This is a genomic window from Moraxella bovoculi 237 (assembly GCF_000696305.2).
Classification (GTDB): Bacteria; Pseudomonadota; Gammaproteobacteria; order Pseudomonadales; family Moraxellaceae; genus Moraxella; species Moraxella bovoculi.
Map to the genome: position 1 here is coordinate 83,956 of NZ_AOMT01000043.1, position 21,593 is coordinate 105,548.

General features: G+C 46.4%; 20 protein-coding genes. 8 read left to right on the top strand and 12 right to left on the bottom strand.

Annotation, left to right across the window (positions count from 1 at the left end):
* Positions 1-44: 44 nt before the first annotated feature.
* The 6 genes from parC to MBO_RS09415 all read right to left on the bottom strand — a co-directional run bounded on the left by parC (position 45) and on the right by MBO_RS09415 (position 6,452).
* Positions 45-2,288: a DNA topoisomerase IV subunit A gene (gene parC, locus MBO_RS09390; protein ID WP_036367057.1), complete on the bottom strand. Its 2,244-nt coding sequence runs from the start codon at positions 2,286-2,288 to the stop codon at positions 45-47.
* Positions 2,289-2,381: 93 nt separating this feature from the next.
* A complete protein-coding gene (gene tenA / locus MBO_RS09395; RefSeq protein ID WP_036367058.1) occupies positions 2,382-3,062 on the bottom strand; it encodes a thiaminase II in 681 nt (226 codons plus the stop codon).
* Between the two features lie 60 nt (positions 3,063-3,122).
* Positions 3,123-3,413, bottom strand: coding sequence for a 4a-hydroxytetrahydrobiopterin dehydratase (locus MBO_RS09400; protein WP_036367060.1), 291 nt, complete (start codon positions 3,411-3,413; stop codon positions 3,123-3,125).
* 172 nt (positions 3,414-3,585) lie between these two features.
* On the bottom strand, positions 3,586-4,224 hold the full coding sequence (locus MBO_RS09405; protein ID WP_052585429.1) for a 3'-5' exonuclease: 639 nt from the start codon (positions 4,222-4,224) through the stop codon (positions 3,586-3,588).
* 2 nt (positions 4,225-4,226) lie between these two features.
* Complete coding sequence (locus MBO_RS09410; RefSeq protein WP_036367065.1) at positions 4,227-6,029, bottom strand: DUF294 nucleotidyltransferase-like domain-containing protein; 1,803 nt, start codon at positions 6,027-6,029, stop codon at positions 4,227-4,229.
* Between the two features lie 150 nt (positions 6,030-6,179).
* The gene (locus MBO_RS09415) at positions 6,180-6,452 is read right to left on the bottom strand and encodes a GNAT family N-acetyltransferase (protein ID WP_036367067.1); all 273 of its coding nucleotides are present in this window, start codon (positions 6,450-6,452) and stop codon (positions 6,180-6,182) included.
* A 66-nt stretch (positions 6,453-6,518) separates the two neighbouring features.
* Here MBO_RS09415 and MBO_RS09420 point away from each other — a divergent pair, with 66 nt between their 5' ends.
* A complete protein-coding gene (locus MBO_RS09420) occupies positions 6,519-6,659 on the top strand; it encodes a hypothetical protein (protein WP_158580364.1) in 141 nt (46 codons plus the stop codon).
* Here the strand turns inward: MBO_RS09420 and MBO_RS09425 are convergent.
* A complete protein-coding gene (locus MBO_RS09425) occupies positions 6,651-7,565 on the bottom strand; it encodes a LysR family transcriptional regulator (RefSeq protein ID WP_036367070.1) in 915 nt (304 codons plus the stop codon). The genes MBO_RS09420 and MBO_RS09425 overlap by 9 nt on opposite strands.
* Before the next feature lie 158 nt (positions 7,566-7,723).
* On the opposite strand from MBO_RS09425, the gene hppD reads away from it, so the two are divergent.
* The 3 genes from hppD to MBO_RS09440 all read left to right on the top strand — a co-directional run bounded on the left by hppD (position 7,724) and on the right by MBO_RS09440 (position 11,865).
* Positions 7,724-8,809: a 4-hydroxyphenylpyruvate dioxygenase gene (gene hppD / locus MBO_RS09430; protein ID WP_036367073.1), complete on the top strand. Its 1,086-nt coding sequence runs from the start codon at positions 7,724-7,726 to the stop codon at positions 8,807-8,809.
* A 297-nt stretch (positions 8,810-9,106) separates the two neighbouring features.
* Complete coding sequence (locus MBO_RS09435; protein ID WP_080702256.1) at positions 9,107-10,291, top strand: MFS transporter; 1,185 nt, start codon at positions 9,107-9,109, stop codon at positions 10,289-10,291.
* A 182-nt stretch (positions 10,292-10,473) separates the two neighbouring features.
* Positions 10,474-11,865 carry a Na+/H+ antiporter NhaC family protein gene (locus MBO_RS09440; protein ID WP_036367077.1) on the top strand — a complete coding sequence of 464 codons (1,392 nt, stop codon included), beginning with the start codon at positions 10,474-10,476 and terminating at the stop codon, positions 11,863-11,865.
* A gap of 94 nt (positions 11,866-11,959) precedes the next feature.
* Here MBO_RS09440 and MBO_RS09445 read toward each other — a convergent pair whose 3' ends face one another.
* Both MBO_RS09445 and phhA read right to left on the bottom strand, forming a co-directional pair.
* Positions 11,960-12,310 carry a 4a-hydroxytetrahydrobiopterin dehydratase gene (locus MBO_RS09445; RefSeq protein ID WP_036367080.1) on the bottom strand — a complete coding sequence of 117 codons (351 nt, stop codon included), beginning with the start codon at positions 12,308-12,310 and terminating at the stop codon, positions 11,960-11,962.
* Between the two features lie 42 nt (positions 12,311-12,352).
* Positions 12,353-13,150 (bottom strand): phenylalanine 4-monooxygenase, encoded by a 798-nt coding sequence (gene phhA / locus MBO_RS09450; protein ID WP_036367333.1) that lies wholly within the window; start codon positions 13,148-13,150, stop codon positions 12,353-12,355.
* 224 nt (positions 13,151-13,374) lie between these two features.
* Between phhA and MBO_RS09455 the strand changes: the two genes are divergently transcribed.
* Positions 13,375-14,925 (top strand): phospholipase D family protein, encoded by a 1,551-nt coding sequence (locus MBO_RS09455; RefSeq protein WP_265013598.1) that lies wholly within the window; start codon positions 13,375-13,377, stop codon positions 14,923-14,925.
* 31 nt (positions 14,926-14,956) lie between these two features.
* On the opposite strand, the gene MBO_RS09460 is transcribed toward MBO_RS09455, so the two are convergent.
* Complete coding sequence (locus tag MBO_RS09460) at positions 14,957-15,865, bottom strand: LysR family transcriptional regulator (RefSeq protein WP_036367083.1); 909 nt, start codon at positions 15,863-15,865, stop codon at positions 14,957-14,959.
* Positions 15,866-16,018: 153 nt separating this feature from the next.
* Between MBO_RS09460 and MBO_RS09465 the strand changes: the two genes are divergently transcribed.
* Genes MBO_RS09465 through maiA form a run of 3 tightly spaced genes read left to right on the top strand, consistent with a single transcriptional unit; the run spans position 16,019 to position 18,297 of the window.
* The gene (locus tag MBO_RS09465) at positions 16,019-16,564 is read left to right on the top strand and encodes a VOC family protein (protein ID WP_036367086.1); all 546 of its coding nucleotides are present in this window, start codon (positions 16,019-16,021) and stop codon (positions 16,562-16,564) included.
* 41 nt (positions 16,565-16,605) lie between these two features.
* The gene (locus tag MBO_RS09470; protein WP_036367089.1) at positions 16,606-17,604 is read left to right on the top strand and encodes a fumarylacetoacetate hydrolase family protein; all 999 of its coding nucleotides are present in this window, start codon (positions 16,606-16,608) and stop codon (positions 17,602-17,604) included.
* Positions 17,605-17,661: 57 nt separating this feature from the next.
* The gene (gene maiA / locus MBO_RS09475; protein ID WP_036367092.1) at positions 17,662-18,297 is read left to right on the top strand and encodes a maleylacetoacetate isomerase; all 636 of its coding nucleotides are present in this window, start codon (positions 17,662-17,664) and stop codon (positions 18,295-18,297) included.
* Positions 18,298-18,305: 8 nt separating this feature from the next.
* On the opposite strand, the gene MBO_RS09480 is transcribed toward maiA, so the two are convergent.
* Positions 18,306-19,511 carry an anaerobic sulfatase maturase gene (locus tag MBO_RS09480; protein WP_052585430.1) on the bottom strand — a complete coding sequence of 402 codons (1,206 nt, stop codon included), beginning with the start codon at positions 19,509-19,511 and terminating at the stop codon, positions 18,306-18,308.
* A 255-nt stretch (positions 19,512-19,766) separates the two neighbouring features.
* Positions 19,767-21,446, bottom strand: coding sequence for an arylsulfatase (locus MBO_RS09485; protein ID WP_052585431.1), 1,680 nt, complete (start codon positions 21,444-21,446; stop codon positions 19,767-19,769).
* Positions 21,447-21,593 lie beyond the last annotated feature (147 nt).

Here is a 21,593-nt window from a genome sequence, read left to right on the forward strand (position 1 = left end):
GCTTTCGCTTTACGAAGCAGCAACCTACGACTTGGCAATCGGACTTAGCTCTCCACCTCAACCCTTTGCATATCCACCACATTCCAATAACCCTTCGGCAGCCTTGTACCACGAGTGGCTCGCTTGCCCATGTAGGTGGCGATGTCGGCAGGTTTAAGAGTGAGTGTGCGTTTGCCCGCACTGATGGCTAAGCTGTCAGACGCTGTAAGGCTGACTAGACTAATCAGTGTTTCGCCGTCTTTATCTTTTAGGCTGATGATTTTATTGCCTTTGCCTTTGTTCAGGCTTGGCAGATCAGACAATTCAAACACCAATAAATACCCTGCATCTGTCAAGGCAGCGACTAAAGTATCGTCACTGCCAACCGTATCAACAGGCAAAAACGCAGAATCGTTGAGATTGATGATGGCTTTACCCGCTTTTTGATTGGTCTCAAAGTTGGCATATTGACCCACGAAGCCATAACCAGAAGAGCTTGCCAGCAGTACTTTACCATCCTTATCGCCGAATAAGACCTGCTCTATTTTTGCGCCTGCGGGCGGGTTTAGCATGCTGGTAATCGGTTCGCCTTGTCCGCGAGCAGATGGTAGGTTGATGGGGTCTAAGGCATAGCTTCGACCTCTGTTGTCCAGTAGGATCAGCTTGTCGTTGGATTTGCCTTGAGCATGTGCCAAGTATTCATCGCCCGATCGGTAATTGAGTGCGGCAGCATCCACGTCATGACCTTTTGCCATGCGGATCCAGCCCGCCTTTGATAGCACGACAGTTACCGCTTCACTAGGTACCAAATCCGATGCTTTGATGGCGGCGGCTTCATCACGCACGACCACAGGTGACATGCGTTCATCGCCATGAGCTTTCATGTCGGTGGTCAGCTCATCGATCAGCAGGGCGGTTAGGCTGTCAGTATTGGCAAGGCGTTCAGCGATGGTGGCGCGTTCAGCTTCTAGCGCATCTCGTTCGGCATTTAATTCGATTTCTTCAAGTTTTGCCAATTGGCGTAACTTGATGTCAAGAATGGCATCGGCTTGAGTGTCCGTCAGCCCAAATCGGCTCATCAGCTCAAGTTTGGGATCGTCTTCATTTCTGATGATGGCGATGACTTCATCGATATTTAGGTAGGCAACGAGCAAACCTGCCAAAATGTGCAAGCGTTTATCGATCTTGTCCAGACGATGCTGCAAACGGCGAATGACCACGCCGCGGCGACTGTCTAGCCACTCTGACAAGATTTCTTTTAGGTTTTTGACCTGTGGTTTTCCATTCATGCCAATCATGTTCATGTTCACGCGATATGACGTCTCAAGGTCGGTCATGGCGAACAAATGATTCATGATTTTATCAAGGTCTAATTTGCCTTTTTTGAATTCTAGTACGATGCGACAGGCGTTCTCATGGTCGGATTCATCGTTGATGTCGTTAAGCCAAGGCAGTTTTTTGTCAAGCATGAGCTTGGCGATCTGCTCGATGACTTTATTGCCAGATACTTGATAGGGCAGTGCATCGATGATGACGGTGTTTTTGTCATTTTTATCCAGATGATAGGTGGCGCGCATCTTGTAGCTGCCGCGACCAGTCTCGTACATGTTGATGAGTTCATCTTGAGGGGTGATGATCTCAGCCTTGGTGGGTAGGTCTGGCGCAGGCAAGGCCTTGCATAGCTCGCGTACGGACATGGCTGGGTTTTTGAGTAGCTTGATGCACGCTTTGACCGTCTCGATGAGGTTGTGCGGTGGGATGTCGGTCGCCATACCAACCGCGATGCCTGTGGTGCCATTTAGCAGGATGTTCGGCAGACGTGCGGGCAGGGTGGCAGGTTCTTTTAATGAGCCATCGAAGTTATCCACCCAGTCCACAGTGCCTTGTTCAAGCTCGGCAAGCAGTGTATTGGCATAATTGCTCATCTTGGCTTCGGTGTATCGCATCGCGGCGAAGGATTTTGGGTCATCAGGCGAGCCCCAGTTGCCCTGACCAAAGATAAGCGGATAGCGATAGCTAAAAGGCTGCGCCATCAGTACCATCGCCTCATAACAGGCAGAATCGCCATGCGGGTGATATTTACCCAGTACATCACCTACGGTACGGGCGGATTTTTTGGGTTTGGCGGAGTGCTTAAGACCAAGCTCGCTCATGGCGTAGACGATGCGGCGCTGAACCGGCTTTAGACCGTCTGCGATGTGTGGCAGGGCTCGATCCATGATGACGTACATGGCATAATTAAGATATGCTGATTCGGTAAATTCAGCGATCGAGCGGGTGTCAAAAGAAGACTGTGGGTTATCTGTCATAATAAAATAGCGGTCATCAAACTTTAAATAACCGCCATTTTACCAAACTTTATCGCAATTTGCTGTAGTTGAACATGAAACTTTTAGATTTGATCAACAGATGCCATCAAGCCCGCGCCATTTATCCTGACGGTGCGCGCTTTCCCAGAACAGCCATTCCAACTTGGCGGCATAAGTATAAGCTTCGCGCATTCTATCTAGCGTATCTTGATCGGCACGCTTGGCAACTTTATCCACGACGTCGATGACTTTTTGGACGGCGGTGTGAAACTCTTCGCCAGCATAGGTGTCGATCCATGCTTGGTAAGGGTTGTTCGGGACGGACTTATCATAGATGTCTTGACCGACTTTGGCATAAATCCAAAAGCACGGCAGCAGACTTGCCAATACCACAGGGTAGCTGTCAACATAGGCGCTGGCCAGCAGATAAGAGGTGTAATGATGGCATGCTAGGGTTAGCGGTGTCTCCATGAAGTCAGCTTGGCTGATGCCAAACTCTTGCATAAATCCATCATGCAGCGAGCGCTCCACGACAATGGCAACTTTGGCGGCTTCGGTAAATAAAATCACGTCGTCAGCATCATATGCCTTAGCAGCGCAGATCGCCAAGGCACGCCCATAGGCCAGCAGATAATGCGCATCTTGGATGACATAATGGGTAAAGGCGTCTTTGGACAGCGTGCCTGCTGCTAGCTCTTGATTAAATGGTAGGTTTAAGGTGGCTTCGTAGAGTTTTTGATTTTCTTGCCACAGAATCTGACTAAACTTGCTCATCATCAATCCTTAATTCACTGTTAATCGGGTAACAAGCCAAGACAACTTGGCTTGGGGGGGTTAATTTTGGGCTTCAAAAGCGGCCTCTAGGCGCTTGGCAAGCTGCACATCACGGTGACGTACCGCGCCGCGTTCTATCTTACCGATGCGAACATTGACGGTCGTATAATGGCTCTGCCATTCTGGATAATGCTCAAGCTCTTGGGCATAGAATGATGCCTTAACCAAAAATGCCACCACAGACCCAAAGTCATTAAATTCGTAAGTGCGCACTAGGCTGCTGCCATCCTGCTGCCAAGCCGGTAGGCCGTCTAATTGCAGGGCGGTTTGTTCAGGAGTAAGACTGCTCATGGTTGTCCTTTTGATATCAAAATATTGGCTAGTTTAGCATATCTATTATTAAATACTAGCGATTTTTATGTGATAATTTTTGTCATGGCATTGTGCTTGTTGTACTGTCTTTTATGATAACCATCTTGGGTAGGTTGTGCGTTTAATTATTAGTGGATGCCAAAGCATGGGTCTAGCCTAGCTGATGCTTGAGATGGCAAAATAACATCGCCGTCATCAACGCATCATTCATCGAGTCATGCGCCGGTAATATGGGGACGTCATAAGCGCCTAATAGCTCGCTTAGATGGCGCTTGTCGATGGGGATGTCGCTGTTTTTGTTAGTTTTTTGGCGTAGCTTGACATCAAGTGTGGATACATCGATAAGCGTGTTAGGTAGCTTAGTGCCGATTTTTGGTTTGATGAGTGTATTTAAGAATGCAATGTCCATACTCACATAGAACCCAACCACAGGGCGCGAACCGATGAATGGCAGCAGCTGATCTAGCATGTCGCTATAGCTTGTGCCATTCTCAAGGTCCATGGGGCGTAGTCCGTGAATGACGATGCTGTCCGTATCAGGCATGATGGGTGGGCGGCATACGATAGACAGGGGGTTTGCGGTGTCGATGATGTAGCCCGTGGCGTCTTTTGTGATCTTGACCGCGCCTATGCTTAGAATGTGGTCGGTCTTGGGATCTAGCCCTGTTAATTCTAAATCAAGGCACGCCCATTCATCAGGAGGTGCCGGCTCGAATAGGTAGCTGTACTTGGCGTCGGTGAGCTTGGCTTGCTGGTTCTTATTAAAAAGATCTTTTATAAAATCAAACATCATCACCCCACGAACACATCAAGGCGATAATGACGCGTGATGAATCCTTTGAAATATTTCACCACCGCAAGGCTTTCTTTGAGTAGGTCGCGCTCGAGTGCTGATAGCGTATTTGGATTGACCTTGCGGGCGGATTTGTCATCGGTGGTGAGCGAGACGGCAAGGCGTTTTGATAGGAAAAATTCCAAAGCTTCGATAATGTTTTGGGCGATTTTTTCGTCAATGACTTTTTGACTGGCTAATTGACGCAGACGAAGGCGAGTGCTGGTCTCGTCAATGCCGTATTCAAGTGCCAATGCTCGCACGCCATGCACGATGGGGAAAATGCCAGCTTTTTTTAGGTCAATGTCGCTGTCTTTTCCGCCAGTGAATTTTTGCCAAAAACCTTCTGTGGTTGCGACTTGAATTGTCGGCGCGGCGAAGCGGTTGATAAAATTGGCATGAGCGTGGCGGACGGCGTGTTGCCAGTGTGATTTTAATTCATAAAATAACGCCACATCGCCACACACAGGGTGAGCATCCATGAGCGTGGCAAAGTGAATCATCATCTCGCCACCAGTCGCCCCCATCCATGTGCTGACTTGGGCTTTAAAATCGGTGAGCGACTTTCGCCAAGTAGGGCTTGTAATCATGATGTTGCCATCGCAATAAGGATAGCCAAGTTTGAACAGGGCATCATTAAAGGCTTGGGCGTAGGTGGGCAGATTTGGGTCGTCAAAGCCATCACGAATGATTAGGGCATTGTCTTGGTCGGTACGCATGACTTGCTCGCCACGACCTTCAGAACCCATGACGATCAGGCAGGTGTTGTCAATGACGGCAGGTGGTGCGATGAGTTGCCATACCTTAGTAAAGACATGAATGTTGAGACTTTGGACAATGCGTCCGATGACATGGACTTTCATGCCACTTTGGTTTTGTTGGCGAATGAATGTGCCAATCATCTCCACGCCCACCAAAACTTCGTCTAGGTTTTGGGCTTGGTCAATCCGCTGTGTGATGAGCTGTGAATGGTTGGTTAGGTAGTTGAGCAGTTCGGTTTGTCCAATCACGCCTGTGATCTCGCCTGCATCATTGACGATCGGTAAACGATGGACGCTTTTGCTGATCATGGTGATCAACGCTTCGCTCAAATCGTGGCTTTCGTGAATGGTGTAGAGATTAAATCGGCTATAATCTTTGACGCAAGTGGTGGCAAAATCTGCTTGTTTTGTGATGGCGTGGCAGACATCGGTCTGGGTAAATATGCCCACGCCATTGGGCGAGCTGACCAAAATGTGCTTGGCATCTACCGCCATCATACGGCAAGTCGCTTCATAAAGGCTGGCGTTTTCGTCAATAAAATTGGGCGTGCGTATGTGTTCGCCAATGCTGGCAACAGGGCGGTAGAGTAGTTGATGGCTTTGGCTTTTGGCACTCTGGGCGTCTTGCTCGGATTTGCGAGTGGTCAAATCGGCAAACAGCAATGTCCGCAGTCGCTCGTTGTGCTGACTGATGGCATGGACGGTGTCGCCATCAAGCCGATACAGCAAGCTTTGTTCTTGGGTGATGACATCAAAGGCGACCCCATCTTTGTCCGCCAAAGAAAACCAATCGCCCACATTCAAGCCTGCCACCAACTCGCCATGCTGGTGCTGCGTGAGCTTGCCCTTGATGACGATGAACAAATCGCCTTGCCAATCGCCATTGACGGCGGTGTGTTCTGGCAGATAGATGATTTGGCTGACGGCGGCAAGTTTCTTGCGTTCGCTGGTTGTCAGGGCATCAAAGGGCGGTGTGAATAGATGGTTTAAGGCGGGATTCATCATACTTTCCTTGTATTGCTTAAAATTACCAAAACTGCCTTTATGACAAAAACTTTGTACTAAAAACTTTTTGCCAAAAATCTTGCTAAAAATCTTGCCAAAAAAGCATTTCTTATGCCAACAAATCTACCAACAAATGCGCGAGCCATTTTACGCCAGTAGGTGTTTGTATTCTGGGTTTTTGTGAATATAAGCGGCGACAAAGCTGCAAGTCGGTGCCACTTTCTTACCTTCGGCTTGTGCATAATACAGTGCGTGCTTGGTGAGCGCCTTGCCGATGCCCTGACCACCAAGCGCACTTGGGACGATGGTGTGATTGTAGATGAGGGTGTCGCCGTGATCCAGATAGCTCAGATAAGCGGTGATGCCATCGATGGTGGTTTCAAAGCGGCGTAGGTTGGTGTTGTGGGTGATGTCGGTCATGAAAGCTCCAATTTTTCAAAAATCCTTAAAAACCATACGGATTATCTTAGCATAAAGAATTTTTCGATGCTTGTAAATGATTTTGTGAGTGATGATGAAAATTTCGCCAAGCCTGCCGTCTATTTGTCATCTTGGGGCTTGGCGATGGTATTTTTGGAGAGTTTTTCAATGCTTATGGCGTGTCAATTTGGCGGTGTGCTAATCTGATTGCGTGTCAATTTGCCAGTGCTTTGCATAAGTTTTTAAAAAATTGGCAAACGCCAACACCGCCGCACTGGGGGAGCGGTGTTTGTGCTGATACAGCAAAAATTTTCTGTCAATCTTAGGCTCTTTGATGGGAATCATGGTCAAATCATGCTGATCTATCCAGTTTTTAGCGTAGCTAAGTGCCAGTGTGATGCCAAGCCCCATTTGCGTCATGCCAAGCGCAGTGGATAAAAAATTGACCTCATAATCAGACCGAAACAGCCGCTTGGTCAGCTCCATCGGCAGTGCTGCTCGAATCTGCTCGGCAAAGGCGGCTTGTAGCGTGATGAGCTCGCCTGCTGGAATGTCCTGCCATGTGACTTCAGACCGCCCTGCCAAAGCGTGATCGGGTTTAACAATCAAATAAAACTTCGATGAAAATAGCGTCTCTGCCAAGATGTCGCTGCTAAAAGGATGTTCAGGACCGATGCCGATGTCAGCGTCGATGAGCTGCACTCGCTCCATGACCTCGCCGATGCCACAGTCGATGAGACTCACCTGAATGTCTGGATAGGCTTGTTTGAACGCCTTGATGAGACTGGGCATGATGGTGGCGGCAAGCTGCTGGCTGGCGGCGATGCGCACCTTGCCTTGATTGTAGTCTTTGATGTCGTGAATCTCGCCTGTGAACATGCGCATGTCGTCCAAGACTTTCAGGGCATAAGGCACGAGCCGCTCGCCCGCCTCTGACAGATGTAGCTGTCGGGTGGTGCGGTCAAACAGCGTGATGCCCAGCTGATTTTCCATCTCTTTAATCAGTCCGCTCAAAGACGACTGGGTCAGATACAGCTCATCAGCCGCCTTGGTAAAGCTTTTGTGGCGAGATACGGCGATGAAGGCGTTCAGCTGGCGTAGGGTGACATTCATGGATAAGTCCGATAAATAAAACTAAAAAAGCCATTTGTGCAATATGGACGACTATTTTATGATAACGGCAAATGACTTGCAATAGCTAAGAAAACACCACCACAAGAAGTCATTGTAATGTATTCAAGCACTTTTATATCATCAACCAAGGAAGTATTATGGCAGATTTATTTGACAATCCGATGGGACTAGACGGTTTTGAATTTTTGGAATTTTCAAGCCCGACACCAAGCTTTTTAGAGCCACTGTTTGAGAAAATGGGGTTTATTGAAGTCGCCCGCCACCGCTCCAAAGATGTCTCGCTGTATCGCCAAGGTGGCATCAACATCATCATCAATCGCACCAAGCGCACCCAAGCCGACTATTTTGCCCAAGAACATGGCGCAGGCGCGTGCGCGATGGGCTTTCGGGTGAAAAATGCGCAATTTGCCTACAACCGTGCCATCGAGCTGGGTGCTGAACCTGTCGATGTGCCAACGGACATGATGGAGCTTCGCTTGCCTGCCATCAAAGGCATCGGCGGTTCATTGATTTATTTTATTGACCGATATGAAGAAGGCAAGACGATTTACGACATTGATTTTGAGTTTTTGGCAGGCGTGGATAGAAATCCTGTCGGCTTTGGCTTTAAAGTGATCGATCATTTGACCCATAATCTGTATCGTGGTCGCATGGATTATTGGTATCATTTTTACCAAAAAATCTTTAATTTTCAAGAGATTCGCTATTTTGACATCAAGGGCGAATACACAGGACTGACCAGCCGTGCCTTGACTGCGCCAGACGGCAAAATCCGCATTCCCTTGAACGAAGAGTCCAAGCAAGGCGGCGGACAGATTGAAGAGTTTTTGATGAAATTTAATGGCGAAGGCATCCAGCACATTGCGTTTTTGTCGGACAATTTGCTTGAAAGCATCGATAAGCTGCGTGCTGCTGGCGTGCCACTTGCTACCGCGCCCAAAGACACTTATTATGAAATGCTAGAAGAGCGCTTGCCAAATCACGGCGAGCCTGTGGCAGAGCTGCAAGCTCGTGGCATCTTGCTGGATGGCACCACCGAAGATGGCACGCCACGCTTACTACTACAAATTTTTTCTGAAACGCTCATGGGTCCTGTATTTTTTGAATTCATTCAAAGGAAGGGTGATTATGCCCAAGGTTTTGGTGAGGGGAACTTTAAAGCGTTGTTTGAATCCATTGAGCGAGATCAAATTCGCCGTGGGGTTTTAGAAACGACAGATTAGTTAAATCAGGTCTTTGTGCGAGTACGATATGGCAATCATGTCGTACTCATTTTTATCAAGACTGCTGTGCGATTAAAATCCATCGCAAAGCCTTTAAGCACATACGGCGACCGACTGTTACGCCATCAACTGTTCTTTTGCATCATGCCAGATTGAGTTTGTGATTCCAAATCAACTCAGATCATCGTTGAATGGGCGACGCTTTCATTGATATAGAACCTAACTAAAACCTACCAAATCCTGTCAAAAAAACGCTTTGACCATCATTAAAAAACTTCATCAATGGAGGTGTTTAGTATGCAGTACTCACTAGTTGCGATTGCAATTATTGTATTGGCATTAGGGAGTTTTGCTGATGAAGCGATGTTGGTTAGCTTTGCTTTGACGCTTGCTGATGGGGATTCAAAAAATTTAACCTTGCTATATGCTTTGTCTATGATTGGCGGTGTTATTGCCAGTCGTAGCGGTGCAGTGATTTTGCCAAAAATTAGCGAAAAAACTATTTTGCCTATCATTTTTTTTCTACAAGGATTGGTCATTCTTGCATTTTATTTTTTTGCTGATTTAGCATTGATGGTTTTGGTTCTAAGTTTTTTATTAGGATATCTGGGTTCATTATTGTGGACAATTTTTTTATCAGTATTGCCAAATTATTTTGCTAATAATTTGCCTCTTGCCAATAAAATAGTACAGACCATTAAAAATGCTGGATTTATTTTTGCTCCAAGTTTAACGGGATTTGCATTTGGTATGGTTGGTAAAAACTTGGTGTTCATTTTATCAGTAATTAGTTTTTTTTGTTTTTTCTTGTTATTGTTGAATAACAAGAACTCTCAAAGCCAACAACACGCAGATGAGTTATTGGACAATGATGCTGTCGTTTCTTATTGGCAGTTTATTAAAACCCCTACCATAAAGAGGGTTTTGGTATTTTTTACAATCACCATCGCTTTGACTTCTGCACTAAACATTATCATGATCCCTTATATCAATAATCAGTTGGCTCTTAGTCCATTTATTTATGGAACAACTTTGTCCATGATGAGTCTTGGATTGCTGATTAGCCCAATCTTATTTAGTGATTTTTTTAAAAAAATAGGTCAAGTATCTGGTGCTTATTTGGCGGCTGGATTAATGGGTATTGGCATGATGGGATTTGGCTTGGTAAGTATGTTGGCTAATTATTCAATGATTTTTATGTTATTTTTGTCTGGATTATTCGTTGGTGTGGGTAATGGGGTGCAAAATACATTGATGAGTGAGTTTATGCTTGATTTTTGTGGAAAGCATACCAAGCAGTTAATGCCTCACTATGTGTTATCACTACAATGCTGTGTTTTGTTTGGGTTTGGCATCACTTTTATGATTCAATCAGAATGGATTGTTATCAGTCTATTTTTGTTTGGTTTTGTTGTAATACTTTGTGGTGTGTTGGGCGCTTGGATGAATCATGGTGTTGATCAAGGTAAGTGGAGAATGTGAAGATTTGTGGTTCATAGGAAAAAAAGAAGTGTGCTGTAATTTTTAAGAGTTCATCAACTCATGCCAAGTCTTATTGATGGCTGTATGATTTTCATTGAATCATGCGGTTATTTTTTATTATAATAAGTTTGAATGATGACAAGGGCGGATGAGTTGTCATCATAAGACAGTAAGGAATCTTTATGAGTAAACAAGCCCCTCTTTTACACCCAACCCCAAAACAAGCTTTACTGATTGCCATGATTGTGGTGGCGGTACTTGCTTTGACGATGATTCAGCTTGGCTTTGTGCCGTTGCTATCTTTATTGATTGTCATTCTAGGCTTGATGATGTTCGGCTTATGTAAGGGCGTCAAGTTTGAGGCAATGCAAGATAGAATGATAGGCGGTGTCGCCACGGGGATGGGGGCGATTTATTTATTTTCACTCATTGGGTTGCTTGTGTCAGCACTCATGATGAGTGGAGCGATTCCCACGCTGATTTATTATGGTTTTGAGATACTGTCATCACAATGGTTTTATCTGTCAGCTTTCATATTGGCAAGTGTGATTGGTCTGGCTTTGGGGAGTGGATTTACCACTTGTGCTACGGTAGGCGTGGCGTTTTTGGGCATGGCGAATGCCTTTGGGGCGAATCCTGCAATTGTGGCAGGAGCGGTAGTTTCTGGAGCATTATTTGGTGATAAGATGTCGCCGTTATCCGACACCACAAGCATCGCTGCTTCGATTGTGGGCGTGGATTTGTTTGATCACATCAAAAATATGATGTACACCACCATTCCTGCGTGGCTCATCACGGCGGTGATTTTTGTGTTCATGCCGTCAGCAGCAGGCGATTTGTCAGGTGTGGCGGAGCTAAAAGCGAACCTTTTGGCGAGCGGACTGGTGCAAGGCTATATGCTCATTCCTTTTGTGGTGCTGATTGCCATGGCGATGATGCGCATCAATGCGATTTATACCATTGCTGCCACCATTGTCGTGGCACTTGCCTTGACTTATACGCATTCTAGCCCAAGCCTTGCCCAGATTGGCGGTTGGTTCTTTAAGGGCTATTCTTTGCCAGAAGGTGTGGATTTGGGTGCGGTAGGCGAGCTCGTTTCTCGGGGCGGCTTGGAGAGTATGTTTTTCACGCAGATTTTGGTGATTTTGGCGTTGTCGCTTGGCGGGCTGTTGCAAGGGCTTGGCGTGTTGCCAGCACTGCTTGATGGCATGCGTCATTTATTGACAAAGGCAAGTCGTGGCGTGGCAGCAGCGGCATTCACTTCTTTTGGCATTAATGTGTTGGTTGGTGAGCAGTATTTAAGCTTGTTGCTCTCGGGCAATGCTTTTTTACCAGAATATAAAAGACTTGGATTGCATCCAAAAAATCTGTCTCGCACCATTGAAGATGCTGGCACCGTCATCAATCCCTTGGTGCCATGGGGCGTGTATGGCGGATTTTTGACGGGTGTGTTTGGCATGCCTGTGATCAGCTATGTGCCGTTTGCGTTTTTCTGCTATCTGTGCTTTGCTTTGACGCTGATTTTTGGCTTTACAGGCATTACCATTTCTAAATTGACACCTAATCACAACTGATCGCATACATCAGCCACCAACCAAAAAATCAGGGCGAAACTCTCGCCCTGATTTCATGTCTGACCGCATAAGATGGTATTAAGATGTCATTTGTTCATTCATACAGCGCATCTGTCTTGACCGCCATGATGAAGTCATTTTTGTGCAGACCTTTGATGCTGTGCGACCACCACCAGACGGTGACCTTACCCCACTCCACCAAGATGCCTGGATGATGCCCTTCTGATTCGGCAAGGTGCATCAGCTTTTCGCCAAATGCCCACGCGCTTTTGAAGTTTTTGAATTTAAATACGCGTTTTAATTGCAGTACATACTGCTCACCCACCTGCTCGGACACAACCGCCCAGTCTGGCAGCTGTTTCATAAATTCTGTAAGCTCAGCGTCCGTCACTTTTGGGGCGTCTGCTTGACAAGCTTCACAAAATTGACTTTTTAAATCACTCATAAAAGATTCCTTATTAACGATGTTTTTAGGGTAGGTTATTTGTCATGCCGTCTGATCATCAAGCAGGCTTGGATGTGGCTCAAATAATCCTTGCTCCATGGCTTTGTTCACTTCAGCCATCAATGATTTTTCGGTCAGTGAAAACAGCTGCTCTGGTTTGTCAATGACATAATAGATGGGTTGGATTTTATCAATGCGATAGGGTGTTCTTAAAATGTCATTGACATTAAAGGGTCGGTACTCTGGTTTACCACTGACGGCATACTCTGTCTCAGCAGGAGATGACAAAATACCACCGCCATAGATTCTAAGACCGTCTTTGGTGTTAATCAGACCAAATTCCATCGTAAACCAATAAAGTCTTGCCAGAAATACTCGTGTCTTTTTATCGGCTTGTAGTCCCAGCTTGCCATAGGTGTGCGTAAAATTGGCAAAGGCGGGATGTGTTAATAGTGGCAAATGACCGATGATTTCGTGAAAGATGTCAGGCTCTTGGATGTAGTCAAAATCATCACGAGTGCGAATGAAAGTCGCCACAGGAAATCGCTGATGCGCAAGCAGCTCAAAAAACTTGCCAAACGAGATGAGTGCAGGCACGGCGGCAGTCTGCCAGCCTGTCATCTGCTGCAAAGTGGTGTCTAGATTGCCAAGCTTAGGAATGTGATCGATTGGCAAATCGAGCGTATTTAAGCCTTGGGTGTATTCATCGCAAGCCTTGCCGATGATGCTTTTTTGTTGGCGGATGCGCAAGTCACGCCAGATGGCATTTTCATCCGCTGACCATGCGATGTGACCGTGCGAATCGGGCATGTGGGCAGTGTAGAGGGTTTTTGATTGCATAAAAATGTCCTTTTTTTTATGGCTTGATTTAAAATGGCTTAAAGAGCCATGCGATGCATTATAAAATAAAAACTTGCCATGATTGATGGGAAATTTGCTTTTTATATTGGCAATCACGATAAATGCTCGTGAGTATATTTATGAATAATACCTAAACAACCACCGGCACTTTCCCCTAATTTTTGCGGTATAATACGCCAACTTTAATAATGATGGTTTTGGCTATGATGATTTGGCGTAGTTTGCCATGCTGGGTGCGGGGCGTGGTGATTGGGCTTTTACTGCTTGTGCTTGCGGTGGCGCTGCTGGCGGTATTGAGCCATCGTCCGTTGCCAGAGAATGTCCAAAAGACCGTCTCCACGCACCTGATGCCAAGCCCAGATGGCAATATCGCCAAGCGCCTGCTGCCAGAGATTTCCGAGCACTCGGGCGAAAGTGGCATTTATACACTGGCAAACAGCCGTGATGCGTTTTTGGCTCGTCTGGCTTTGGTCGAGATGGCAGAGCAGAGCCTTGATTTGCAGTACTACATCTACCACGACGACATCTCAGGCAGACTGCTTAGCCAAAGACTCATCGCTGCTGCCGACCGTGGCGTGCGTGTGCGGCTACTGCTTGATGATCATACGATGGCGGGGATGGACGGCGTGATTCGCAGGCTTGATGACCATGACAACATCGAAGTACGCCTTTTTAATCCATACATGCAGCGCCGTTTTCGCCCTTTGGGGTATTTGACGGACTTTTTTCGTCTCAATCGCCGCATGCACAACAAATCCATGACCGCCGACAGCATCGTGAGCATCGTCGGTGGGCGCAACATTGGCGATGAGTATTTTGATGCGACAAGTGGCATGATGTTTGCCGACCTAGATGTGGCAGTGGTGGGGCAAGCGGCGCACGAGACGGCGGAGGATTTTGACAGATATTGGAACAATCAATCCGCCTATCCTGCCCAAGTCATCATCGGCGATGTCGAGCCTGCCGACCTTTCGGGCGTGTCTGATGAGGCACGAGAGTATCTCAGTCTGCTCATGCAGGCAAACTTTGCCAACTATCTGACGGACGGACAGATGCCTTGGGTGTGGACAAAAACACAATTTATCAGCGACCACCCTGATAAAGTGCTCAAAAAACAAGAAAAAGAAAATATCCTTGACAGATACATTTCGCCTTTGATGGAAAACACCCAAAATGAGCTTGTGATCGTCTCGCCTTATTTTGTGCCGACCAGACAGGGCGAAGAGATGCTAAGTAAGCTTGCCAAAAATGGTAAAACGGTGCAAGTGCTGACCAATACGTTGGCTGCTAACGATGTGGCGGTGGTGCATTCAGGCTATGCCAAATACCGTAAAGACCTGCTGCAAAGCGGCGTCAAGCTGTACGAGCTTAAAGACGATGCCACCGTCAAGCCAGCTGCCGTCAGAAGTGCCTACGATGGGCAGGGCGCCAGTCTGCACGCCAAGACTTTTGCGGTCGATGGGCGGTATTTGTATGTCGGCTCTTTTAATATGGATCCCCGTTCTGCCAATCTCAACACCGAGATGGGGCTGCTCATCGACAGTCCAAAGCTTGCCAAAGACCTGATGGATCAGCTGTCGGTGAATCTGCCAAAGCACACTTATGCGGTGAGCCTGAACGACAAAGGCAAGATGATCTGGACAACCATCGAAGACGGCGAGACAATCCAGCGCACGCATGAGCCAGAAAGCTCACTGTTTCGCCGTGTGCAGGTGTGGATCGCAAGCCAGCTGCCGATTGAGTGGTTGCTCTAAGTATATGCTGTTGTAACTATATTAAAGCCGCTTACTGATCGCTGTTTTGGACATGCTGACAGAGCATGACATAGAATTTTTGGGCGGCGTCTGACAAAGGACGACCTCTTTTGCGATACAAAAAAGCAGGACGAGTGATGCGTGGTTCGGTCAGAAGTCGCATACAAAGACCATGCTGGGCGACTCGATCTTTTGAATAAGGCAGACAAAAAGTCAGCCCAAGATTCTGCGCCACCATGCTAAAAGCCGTGGTCAAAAAATTCACCTGATGTGCGGCATTTTTGATGATGTCAGTATGTTCTTTTGGTAGGTCTTCTATCAGCAGGCGATTGAATGATCCTGATAATGTAATTAAAGATTCGTTATGTAAGTCTGCCCAATCCACATGTGCCAATTTGCTAAATGGATGATGGGTCGGCATCACCACATAAAAAGGCAACTCAAACAGCATCTCGCTCGACAAGCTGTCGGCGATGTCTCGCTCAGGACCCACACCAAAATCCACCAAGCCTGCGCTGACCGACTCAATGACGGCATCAACCGAGCAGTCATCCATGCTGACCTTGATGCTGGGGTATTTGGCGGAAAATTGCGCCATCACCTTGGGCATGACCGACGCCGCCAGCTGCTGACTCACCGCCACTTTGACAGAGCCGCTTTCTAAGTCCTTTAATCGACCGACCTCCGTTGCCATATTTTCCAAATCATACAAAATACGCAACGCCATCGGATAGATGTGCTGTCCTGCCACCGACAGCGATAAGGTGCGTGTCGTGCGGTCAAATAGCCGCAAATCCAAGGTCGTCTCAAACTCTTTAATCAAGCCGCTCAAAGCAGACTGGGTGATGTGTAGCTGTTCGGCGGCTTTGGTAAAGCTACCAAGCTCGGCAACCGCTTTAAAAGCACGCAGCTGGCGCAGCGTGACATTGGCTGGATTCATACGATTTCTCTGATGGCTTTGGTGATGATGGAGCAAAATTATCATAAATAACGATAAATAATCAAGAAATTCCTGCTTTATTTTCACGGTTTTTTTTGATGAAATGTCATCATTCAAAGAAAATATCCAACCGCCAATCCAAAGGAGAGAAAAATGGCAATAACCCAAGGCGTGCATCATGTGGCGTACCGCTGCAAAGATGCCAAAGAAACGGTCGAGTGGTATCAAAAACATTTACAGATGGATTTTGTCTTGGCAATCGGTGAAGATAAAGTGCCATCGACAGGCGAAGATGATCCTTATATGCACATTTTTTTGGATGCAGGCGGTGGGAATATTTTGGCATTTTTCGAGCTGCCTACCCGTCCGACCATGGGACGAGACCCGAACACGCCCATCTGGACGCAGCACTTGGCACTGAAAGTAGAAAGCATGGAGAAGCTGCTCGCCACCAAAGATAAGCTTATCAGCGAAGGCATTGAGGTGCTGGGTCCGACTAATCATACGCTGTTTCATTCCATTTACTTTTTTGACCCAAATGGGCATCGCATCGAACTTGCCTATGATGTCACCACCGACAAGCAGGCTCGTGCGCTTGATAAAGTCAAATGGGACATGCTGAACGAATGGGCGCTCACCAAAAAAGCGCCAAAGCACGCCCGTTGGGTGCATGACGGCAGCGAACCACCAGAAGTATAATTTTAATAGCTATTTAATATCAACAAAACAAGGAAAATCCAATGAAATTAGCCAGTTTAAAATCGCAAAGCCGTGATGGACGCTTGGTGGTCGTGAGCCGTGATTTAAGCCGTTATCTTGAACCCGAGATTTTAACGCTTCAGTCTGCTTTGGAAAATTGGGAAAGTGCCAAGCCTGCCCTACAAAAGCTCTATGACGAACTCAACACATCACAAATAGGCAAGCCTTTTAATCAAAATGACTGCCATTCGCCGCTACCAAGAGCCTATCAGTGGGCGGATGGTTCAGCGTATCTGAACCATGTGGAGCTGGTGCGTAAAGCTCGCAATAGCGAGGTGCCAGCGTCTTTTTATGATGATCCTTTGATGTATCAAGGCGGCTCGGACAGCTTTATTGCGCCAACAGATGACATCATCGCCAAAGAGGCGTGGGGCATTGATATGGAAGCTGAGGTGGTGGTGGTAACGACCGATTTGCCATTGGGTGCGACCGAAGAACAAACCGCCAAAGCGATAGCGCTCATCGGTCTGGTCAATGATGTATCCCTACGAAATCTTATCCCTGCTGAGCTTGCCAAAGGGTTTGGTTTCTTGCAATCAAAGCCTGCATCCGCATTTAGTCCAGTATTCGTAACCCCTGATGAGCTTGGTGATGCTTGGTCGGATACCAAGGTGCATCTGCCGCTCAATGTGGAGCTTAACGGTGAGCTGTTTGGCTGTCCGAACGCTGGCGTGGACATGACTTTCAATTTTGCTCGTCTGGTCAGCCACCTAGCCAAGACTCGTGAGATCGAGGCAGGAACGATCGTCGGCTCTGGCACGGTGTCTAATAAGCAGGGTAATCTGTACGGCTCATCGGTGGCGCAAGGCGGCGTTGGCTACTGCTGTATCGCTGAGGTGCGCATGTATGAAACCATAGAAAATGGGGCGCCCATCACCGACTTTATGAAGCAAGGCGACACCGTGAAAATCTACATGAACGACAAAGAAGGCAACAGCATCTTTGGGGAGATTTTCAATACGGTCAAGACGGATTTTTGATTGAAGCATAACCCTGTTTGCTAACGGGGTTATTTTCTTTGTTAAAAGGAAGAATCCATGAAGCTTTATTCTTATTTTAGAAGTTCGGCAAGTTACCGAGTGCGCATTGCTTTAAATCTGAAAAACTTGCCTTATGACATTATCCCCATTCATTTGGTCAAAGGCGAACAAAAGTCAGATGGCTATAAAGATAAAAACCCCAGCGGTTTAATACCTGCCTTGGAGCTTGATGATGGCACCATCATCACGCAATCAATGGCGATTTTGGACTATTTGGAAAATGAATATCCAAGTGTGCCATTATTGCCAAAAGACAATGCGAATAGGGCGATTGTCTTGTCGATGTGCAATATCATTGCTTGTGATACGCATCCTTTAAATAATTTAAGGGTGTTGCAATATCTTGCAAATGATTTAAAAATCAGCGATGAGCAAAAACAAAATTGGTATGCTCATTGGATTTTGGTTAATTTTACCGCTTTGGAAAATTTATTAAAAATTCATGGTGGAGAATACTGTTTTGGCGATGAGCTGAGTTTGGCAGATGCTTGTCTCATACCGCAGGTGTATAATGCCAAGCGTTTTAAGGTAAATTTGGCAGGTTTTCCCAATATTTTAAAAGTGGTGGAAAATTGCCATCAACTGGATGCATTTGTCAAAGCAAGCCCTGAAAAGCAGGTGGATTTTGAGTGATTTTAAAGCTAATGGCTCAGCTTGGTACGAATTATCGGTAAGTCGTGGATGACTTGCCGATAAAATTTTTTCAGCCCTTGGCACAAATAATTTAACCCAGCTTCACCCGTGCTGTCATTGATAAAGCGGTTTTTGGGACATTCACCCCAGCACAGTTTTAGATAGTCGCATTGTTTGCAATCGTTCGGTAATTTCAAATGTTTGGCATAGCTAAAACTGGCTTGCTGTTTGCTAAACACAAGCGATCCTTGATGCGTGTGGTGGATATTGCCCAGCTTGTACTGCGGATAAACAAAATGATCGCAGCTGTACAGACTGCCATCGTGTTCAATCGCAACTGCCTTGCCGCAAATCGGCGCAGTAGTGCATTTTTGTGCGCCAAAGCCTAAGGCTTGGCTGATGGTGTTTTCAAATTGATCGATAAACACTCGCCCAAAGTCGTTTTTAAGCCATTCTTGCCAAATCACGCATAAAAACTCTCCCCACTGTTGGGGCGACACCGACCAATCGGTAACGATGGAATGAGAATGGGTGCTGGATTTAAAAATATAATTGGTGGGTTTTTTGATGAAATGAGTGGGCTCAACTGCCGATAAAAATTGAATCATTCTGGGGCGCACGACATCTTTTAAAAAGCGATAAACTTTGAGCGGTTCTTTTGAATTGTGACTATTCACCACACACAAGGCGTGAAAGGGGACTTGATGAGCGTGCAATTTGTCAATCGCCCGCATGACCAGGGCGTGCGTGGGTTTTTGATTTTTGGTTTTTCGTAGTTTGTCGTGCAATTCTGCGGTGCCGTCGATGGAGATGCCCACCAAAAAATTTTCTTGTTTTAAAAACTCACACCAATCGTCATCGAGTAACAAGCCATTGGTTTGTAAGTCATTGACAATGTGTTGGTTGGGTTTGGCGTAGCGTTTTTGTAGGGTAATGGCTTGTTTAAAAAAATCCAGCCCCATAATGGTGGGCTCACCGCCTTGCCAAGTAAACACCACCTCTTCACTGGTTTGGGCTTCGATGTATTGTTTAATGTGTGTTTCAAGCGTTGCCAAGTCCATGCGAGGGTGCTTAGGCTGGGTCAATAGCGCTTGTTTATGCAGATAAAAACAATACTCGCAGTCGATGTTGCACTCTGAACCAGAGGGCTTGATCATGGCGTGATAGGCAAAGGCGAATTTATCGTTCGTCTTGGTTGGGGTGCTAAGGCTCATAGAGTGTTTTTTTGATGTTGTGATTGACAATCAAAATCAAGGTTTGGCTGATTTTAATCCAATGATGTCAGTTGTTCTACAAATGACTTTAAATCAATAAATGACTTTAAAGGATATCAATGTACAATGTGTCAATATACTAAAAATCGCAAGCAGGGTGTAAGATCATCATTGATGGTCAGGGTGGAAGATCCACCCTGACCGCCTACATCAGGTGCTGCTTTCGGTCGGTAATCGAAGTGTCAAGGCACGCAGCTATTTACTGTCTAGGCTTGGGCGAATGGGACTAAGCTCAATGACTTTTGCTTCATCTGAATATTTTTCATAAAGCTCAATCATCTGTTCTAGCACCTCTGGGTGTTTGTCTGAGATGTCGGTGCTCTCGCTTGGGTCATTAACGATGTCAAACAATCGCCATCTGCCCACAGGCAGCTTTGCTGGTGGGATGCCTGCGGGCAATGCACCTAAGAAAGTCGCCTTATAATTGCCCATACGCACTTGTCGTCCGCCACGCATTTCAAAAACATAGGGCTTTGTAGGTGTCGCAGCGTCCTTATTTGGTCTGGCTAATGACTCCATTAATGTCATGCCTTGAATGGGTGTTTTGTCGTTAGGGGTGGTCTTATCAACACCTGCCAGATCCAAAATCGTGGGGGCTAGGTCTGCCATGGTGCTGTATTTGCCAGACACGCCTTGTGAGATGCCTTTACCTGAGATGATGAGGGGTGAGCGAATGGCACCATCGGTCATGTAGCCTTTGAATAGAGCGAATGGTGTCATGGAAGCCTGTGCCCAGCTGGGTCCTGTGGAGACATAGCTGCTGGCTTTACCTAGATTTTCATAATCGTTAAAGCGAGATTCTTTAATCCATCCACCCCATTTTTGTGAGGCTTCACGAGACGCTCCCGCCGCCCCATTGTCCGATAGGAAAAAGATGATGGTATTGTCATATTGTCCTGTTTGCTTAAGATGATTGATGACGCGACCGATGTTGTGATCCATGTTGTCAATCATCGCTGCATAAAGCTGCATGCGTTTGGCTTCGACTTTTTTGGCATCATCGCTTAGGCTATCCCAGTCTGGCACATTGATGAGCTCGTGCGGCTTGACATTTTCATTGACTAGACCCAGCTCTTTTAGTTTTTTTAGGCGTTGATTTGCCAATGCTTGTGGACCGTCCATATATTTGCCTTCGTATTTTTGAATGTAAGCATCAGGGGCTTGCAGGGGTGAATGTGGTGCGGTATAGGACAAAAAGGCAAAAAACGGCTGATGTTCGTCTTTTTTATTTAGGCTTTCTAGCAAATAATCGGTATAAAAATCGGTAGAAAATTCCCCTTCTGGCAACTGTGCATCAATTCCATTGTGGCTGTACAAATCCCGCCCGTCTGGTGAATCTACCTTGTCTTGGTAGCGCCAGTTATTCGCCTCGCCGTTGAGCAGGGCAAAAGAGTCATCAAAACCCCATGCATTGGGCTGATGCTCGATTTTCTTGCCAAGATGCCATTTGCCAGACAGCACCGTGTAGTAGCCTGCTTGTTTGAGTCGTTGGGCGATGGTTAGGCTGTTGTCGGTCAAATGTCCGACATAGTTTGGAGAGGCGGACTGCTCGGGGGTGTTTAGTTCATAGATGTTGCCAAGCCCTACTTGGTGTGGATCAACGCCTGTCAAAAACATGGCGCGGCTTGGCGACGAATAGGGCGAAACAAAAAAGCTGGTAAAGCTTACACCTTGTTTGGCAAGCTCATCAAGATAGGGGGTGGGAATTTCAGAACCATAAGGCTCGATGTCCGACCAGCCCAAGTCATCCGCCATGATCACCAAAATGTTCGGCTGTTTGGGTGCTGTGTTGGCCTGGGCTTGTAAGGTAATGTTTGATAACAGCACACCTACGGCGATGGCTAGGGTGTTTTTATTGACAAAAATTGATTTCATTGATCACTCCTTGATGGCTAAAACTGAATGCTTTCAATTTTAATCATAAAATTTGGCAAAATTTATCGTAAATTTGTATAAATACTTCGGAAAAAACGATTTTATTTTTTGGGTAAATATGCGTTTAATAACAAGACCGACTTGTTT

Bases quoted from the DNA above. Each gene is read 5' to 3' on its own strand.
- MBO_RS09440 (WP_036367077.1), top strand. From the start codon at position 10,474: ATGAGTAAACAAGCCCCTCTTTTACACCCAACCCCAAAACAAGCTTTA.
- MBO_RS09455 (WP_265013598.1), top strand. From the start codon at position 13,375: ATGATGATTTGGCGTAGTTTGCCATGCTGGGTGCGGGGCGTGGTGATT.
- maiA (WP_036367092.1), top strand. From the start codon at position 17,662: ATGAAGCTTTATTCTTATTTTAGAAGTTCGGCAAGTTACCGAGTGCGC.
- MBO_RS09420 (WP_158580364.1), top strand. From the start codon at position 6,519: ATGCTTGTAAATGATTTTGTGAGTGATGATGAAAATTTCGCCAAGCCT.
- phhA (WP_036367333.1), bottom strand. From the start codon at position 13,150: ATGCAATCAAAAACCCTCTACACTGCCCACATGCCCGATTCGCACGGT.
- MBO_RS09470 (WP_036367089.1), top strand. From the start codon at position 16,606: ATGAAATTAGCCAGTTTAAAATCGCAAAGCCGTGATGGACGCTTGGTG.
- MBO_RS09415 (WP_036367067.1), bottom strand. From the start codon at position 6,452: ATGACCGACATCACCCACAACACCAACCTACGCCGCTTTGAAACCACC.
- MBO_RS09460 (WP_036367083.1), bottom strand. From the start codon at position 15,865: ATGAATCCAGCCAATGTCACGCTGCGCCAGCTGCGTGCTTTTAAAGCG.
- MBO_RS09485 (WP_052585431.1), bottom strand. From the start codon at position 21,446: ATGAAATCAATTTTTGTCAATAAAAACACCCTAGCCATCGCCGTAGGT.
- MBO_RS09445 (WP_036367080.1), bottom strand. From the start codon at position 12,310: ATGAGTGATTTAAAAAGTCAATTTTGTGAAGCTTGTCAAGCAGACGCC.
- MBO_RS09410 (WP_036367065.1), bottom strand. From the start codon at position 6,029: ATGAATCCCGCCTTAAACCATCTATTCACACCGCCCTTTGATGCCCTG.
- MBO_RS09435 (WP_080702256.1), top strand. From the start codon at position 9,107: ATGCAGTACTCACTAGTTGCGATTGCAATTATTGTATTGGCATTAGGG.
- MBO_RS09465 (WP_036367086.1), top strand. From the start codon at position 16,019: ATGGCAATAACCCAAGGCGTGCATCATGTGGCGTACCGCTGCAAAGAT.
- tenA (WP_036367058.1), bottom strand. From the start codon at position 3,062: ATGAGCAAGTTTAGTCAGATTCTGTGGCAAGAAAATCAAAAACTCTAC.
- hppD (WP_036367073.1), top strand. From the start codon at position 7,724: ATGGCAGATTTATTTGACAATCCGATGGGACTAGACGGTTTTGAATTT.
- MBO_RS09400 (WP_036367060.1), bottom strand. From the start codon at position 3,413: ATGAGCAGTCTTACTCCTGAACAAACCGCCCTGCAATTAGACGGCCTA.
- parC (WP_036367057.1), bottom strand. From the start codon at position 2,288: ATGACAGATAACCCACAGTCTTCTTTTGACACCCGCTCGATCGCTGAA.
- MBO_RS09480 (WP_052585430.1), bottom strand. From the start codon at position 19,511: ATGAGCCTTAGCACCCCAACCAAGACGAACGATAAATTCGCCTTTGCC.
- MBO_RS09425 (WP_036367070.1), bottom strand. From the start codon at position 7,565: ATGAATGTCACCCTACGCCAGCTGAACGCCTTCATCGCCGTATCTCGC.
- MBO_RS09405 (WP_052585429.1), bottom strand. From the start codon at position 4,224: ATGTTTGATTTTATAAAAGATCTTTTTAATAAGAACCAGCAAGCCAAG.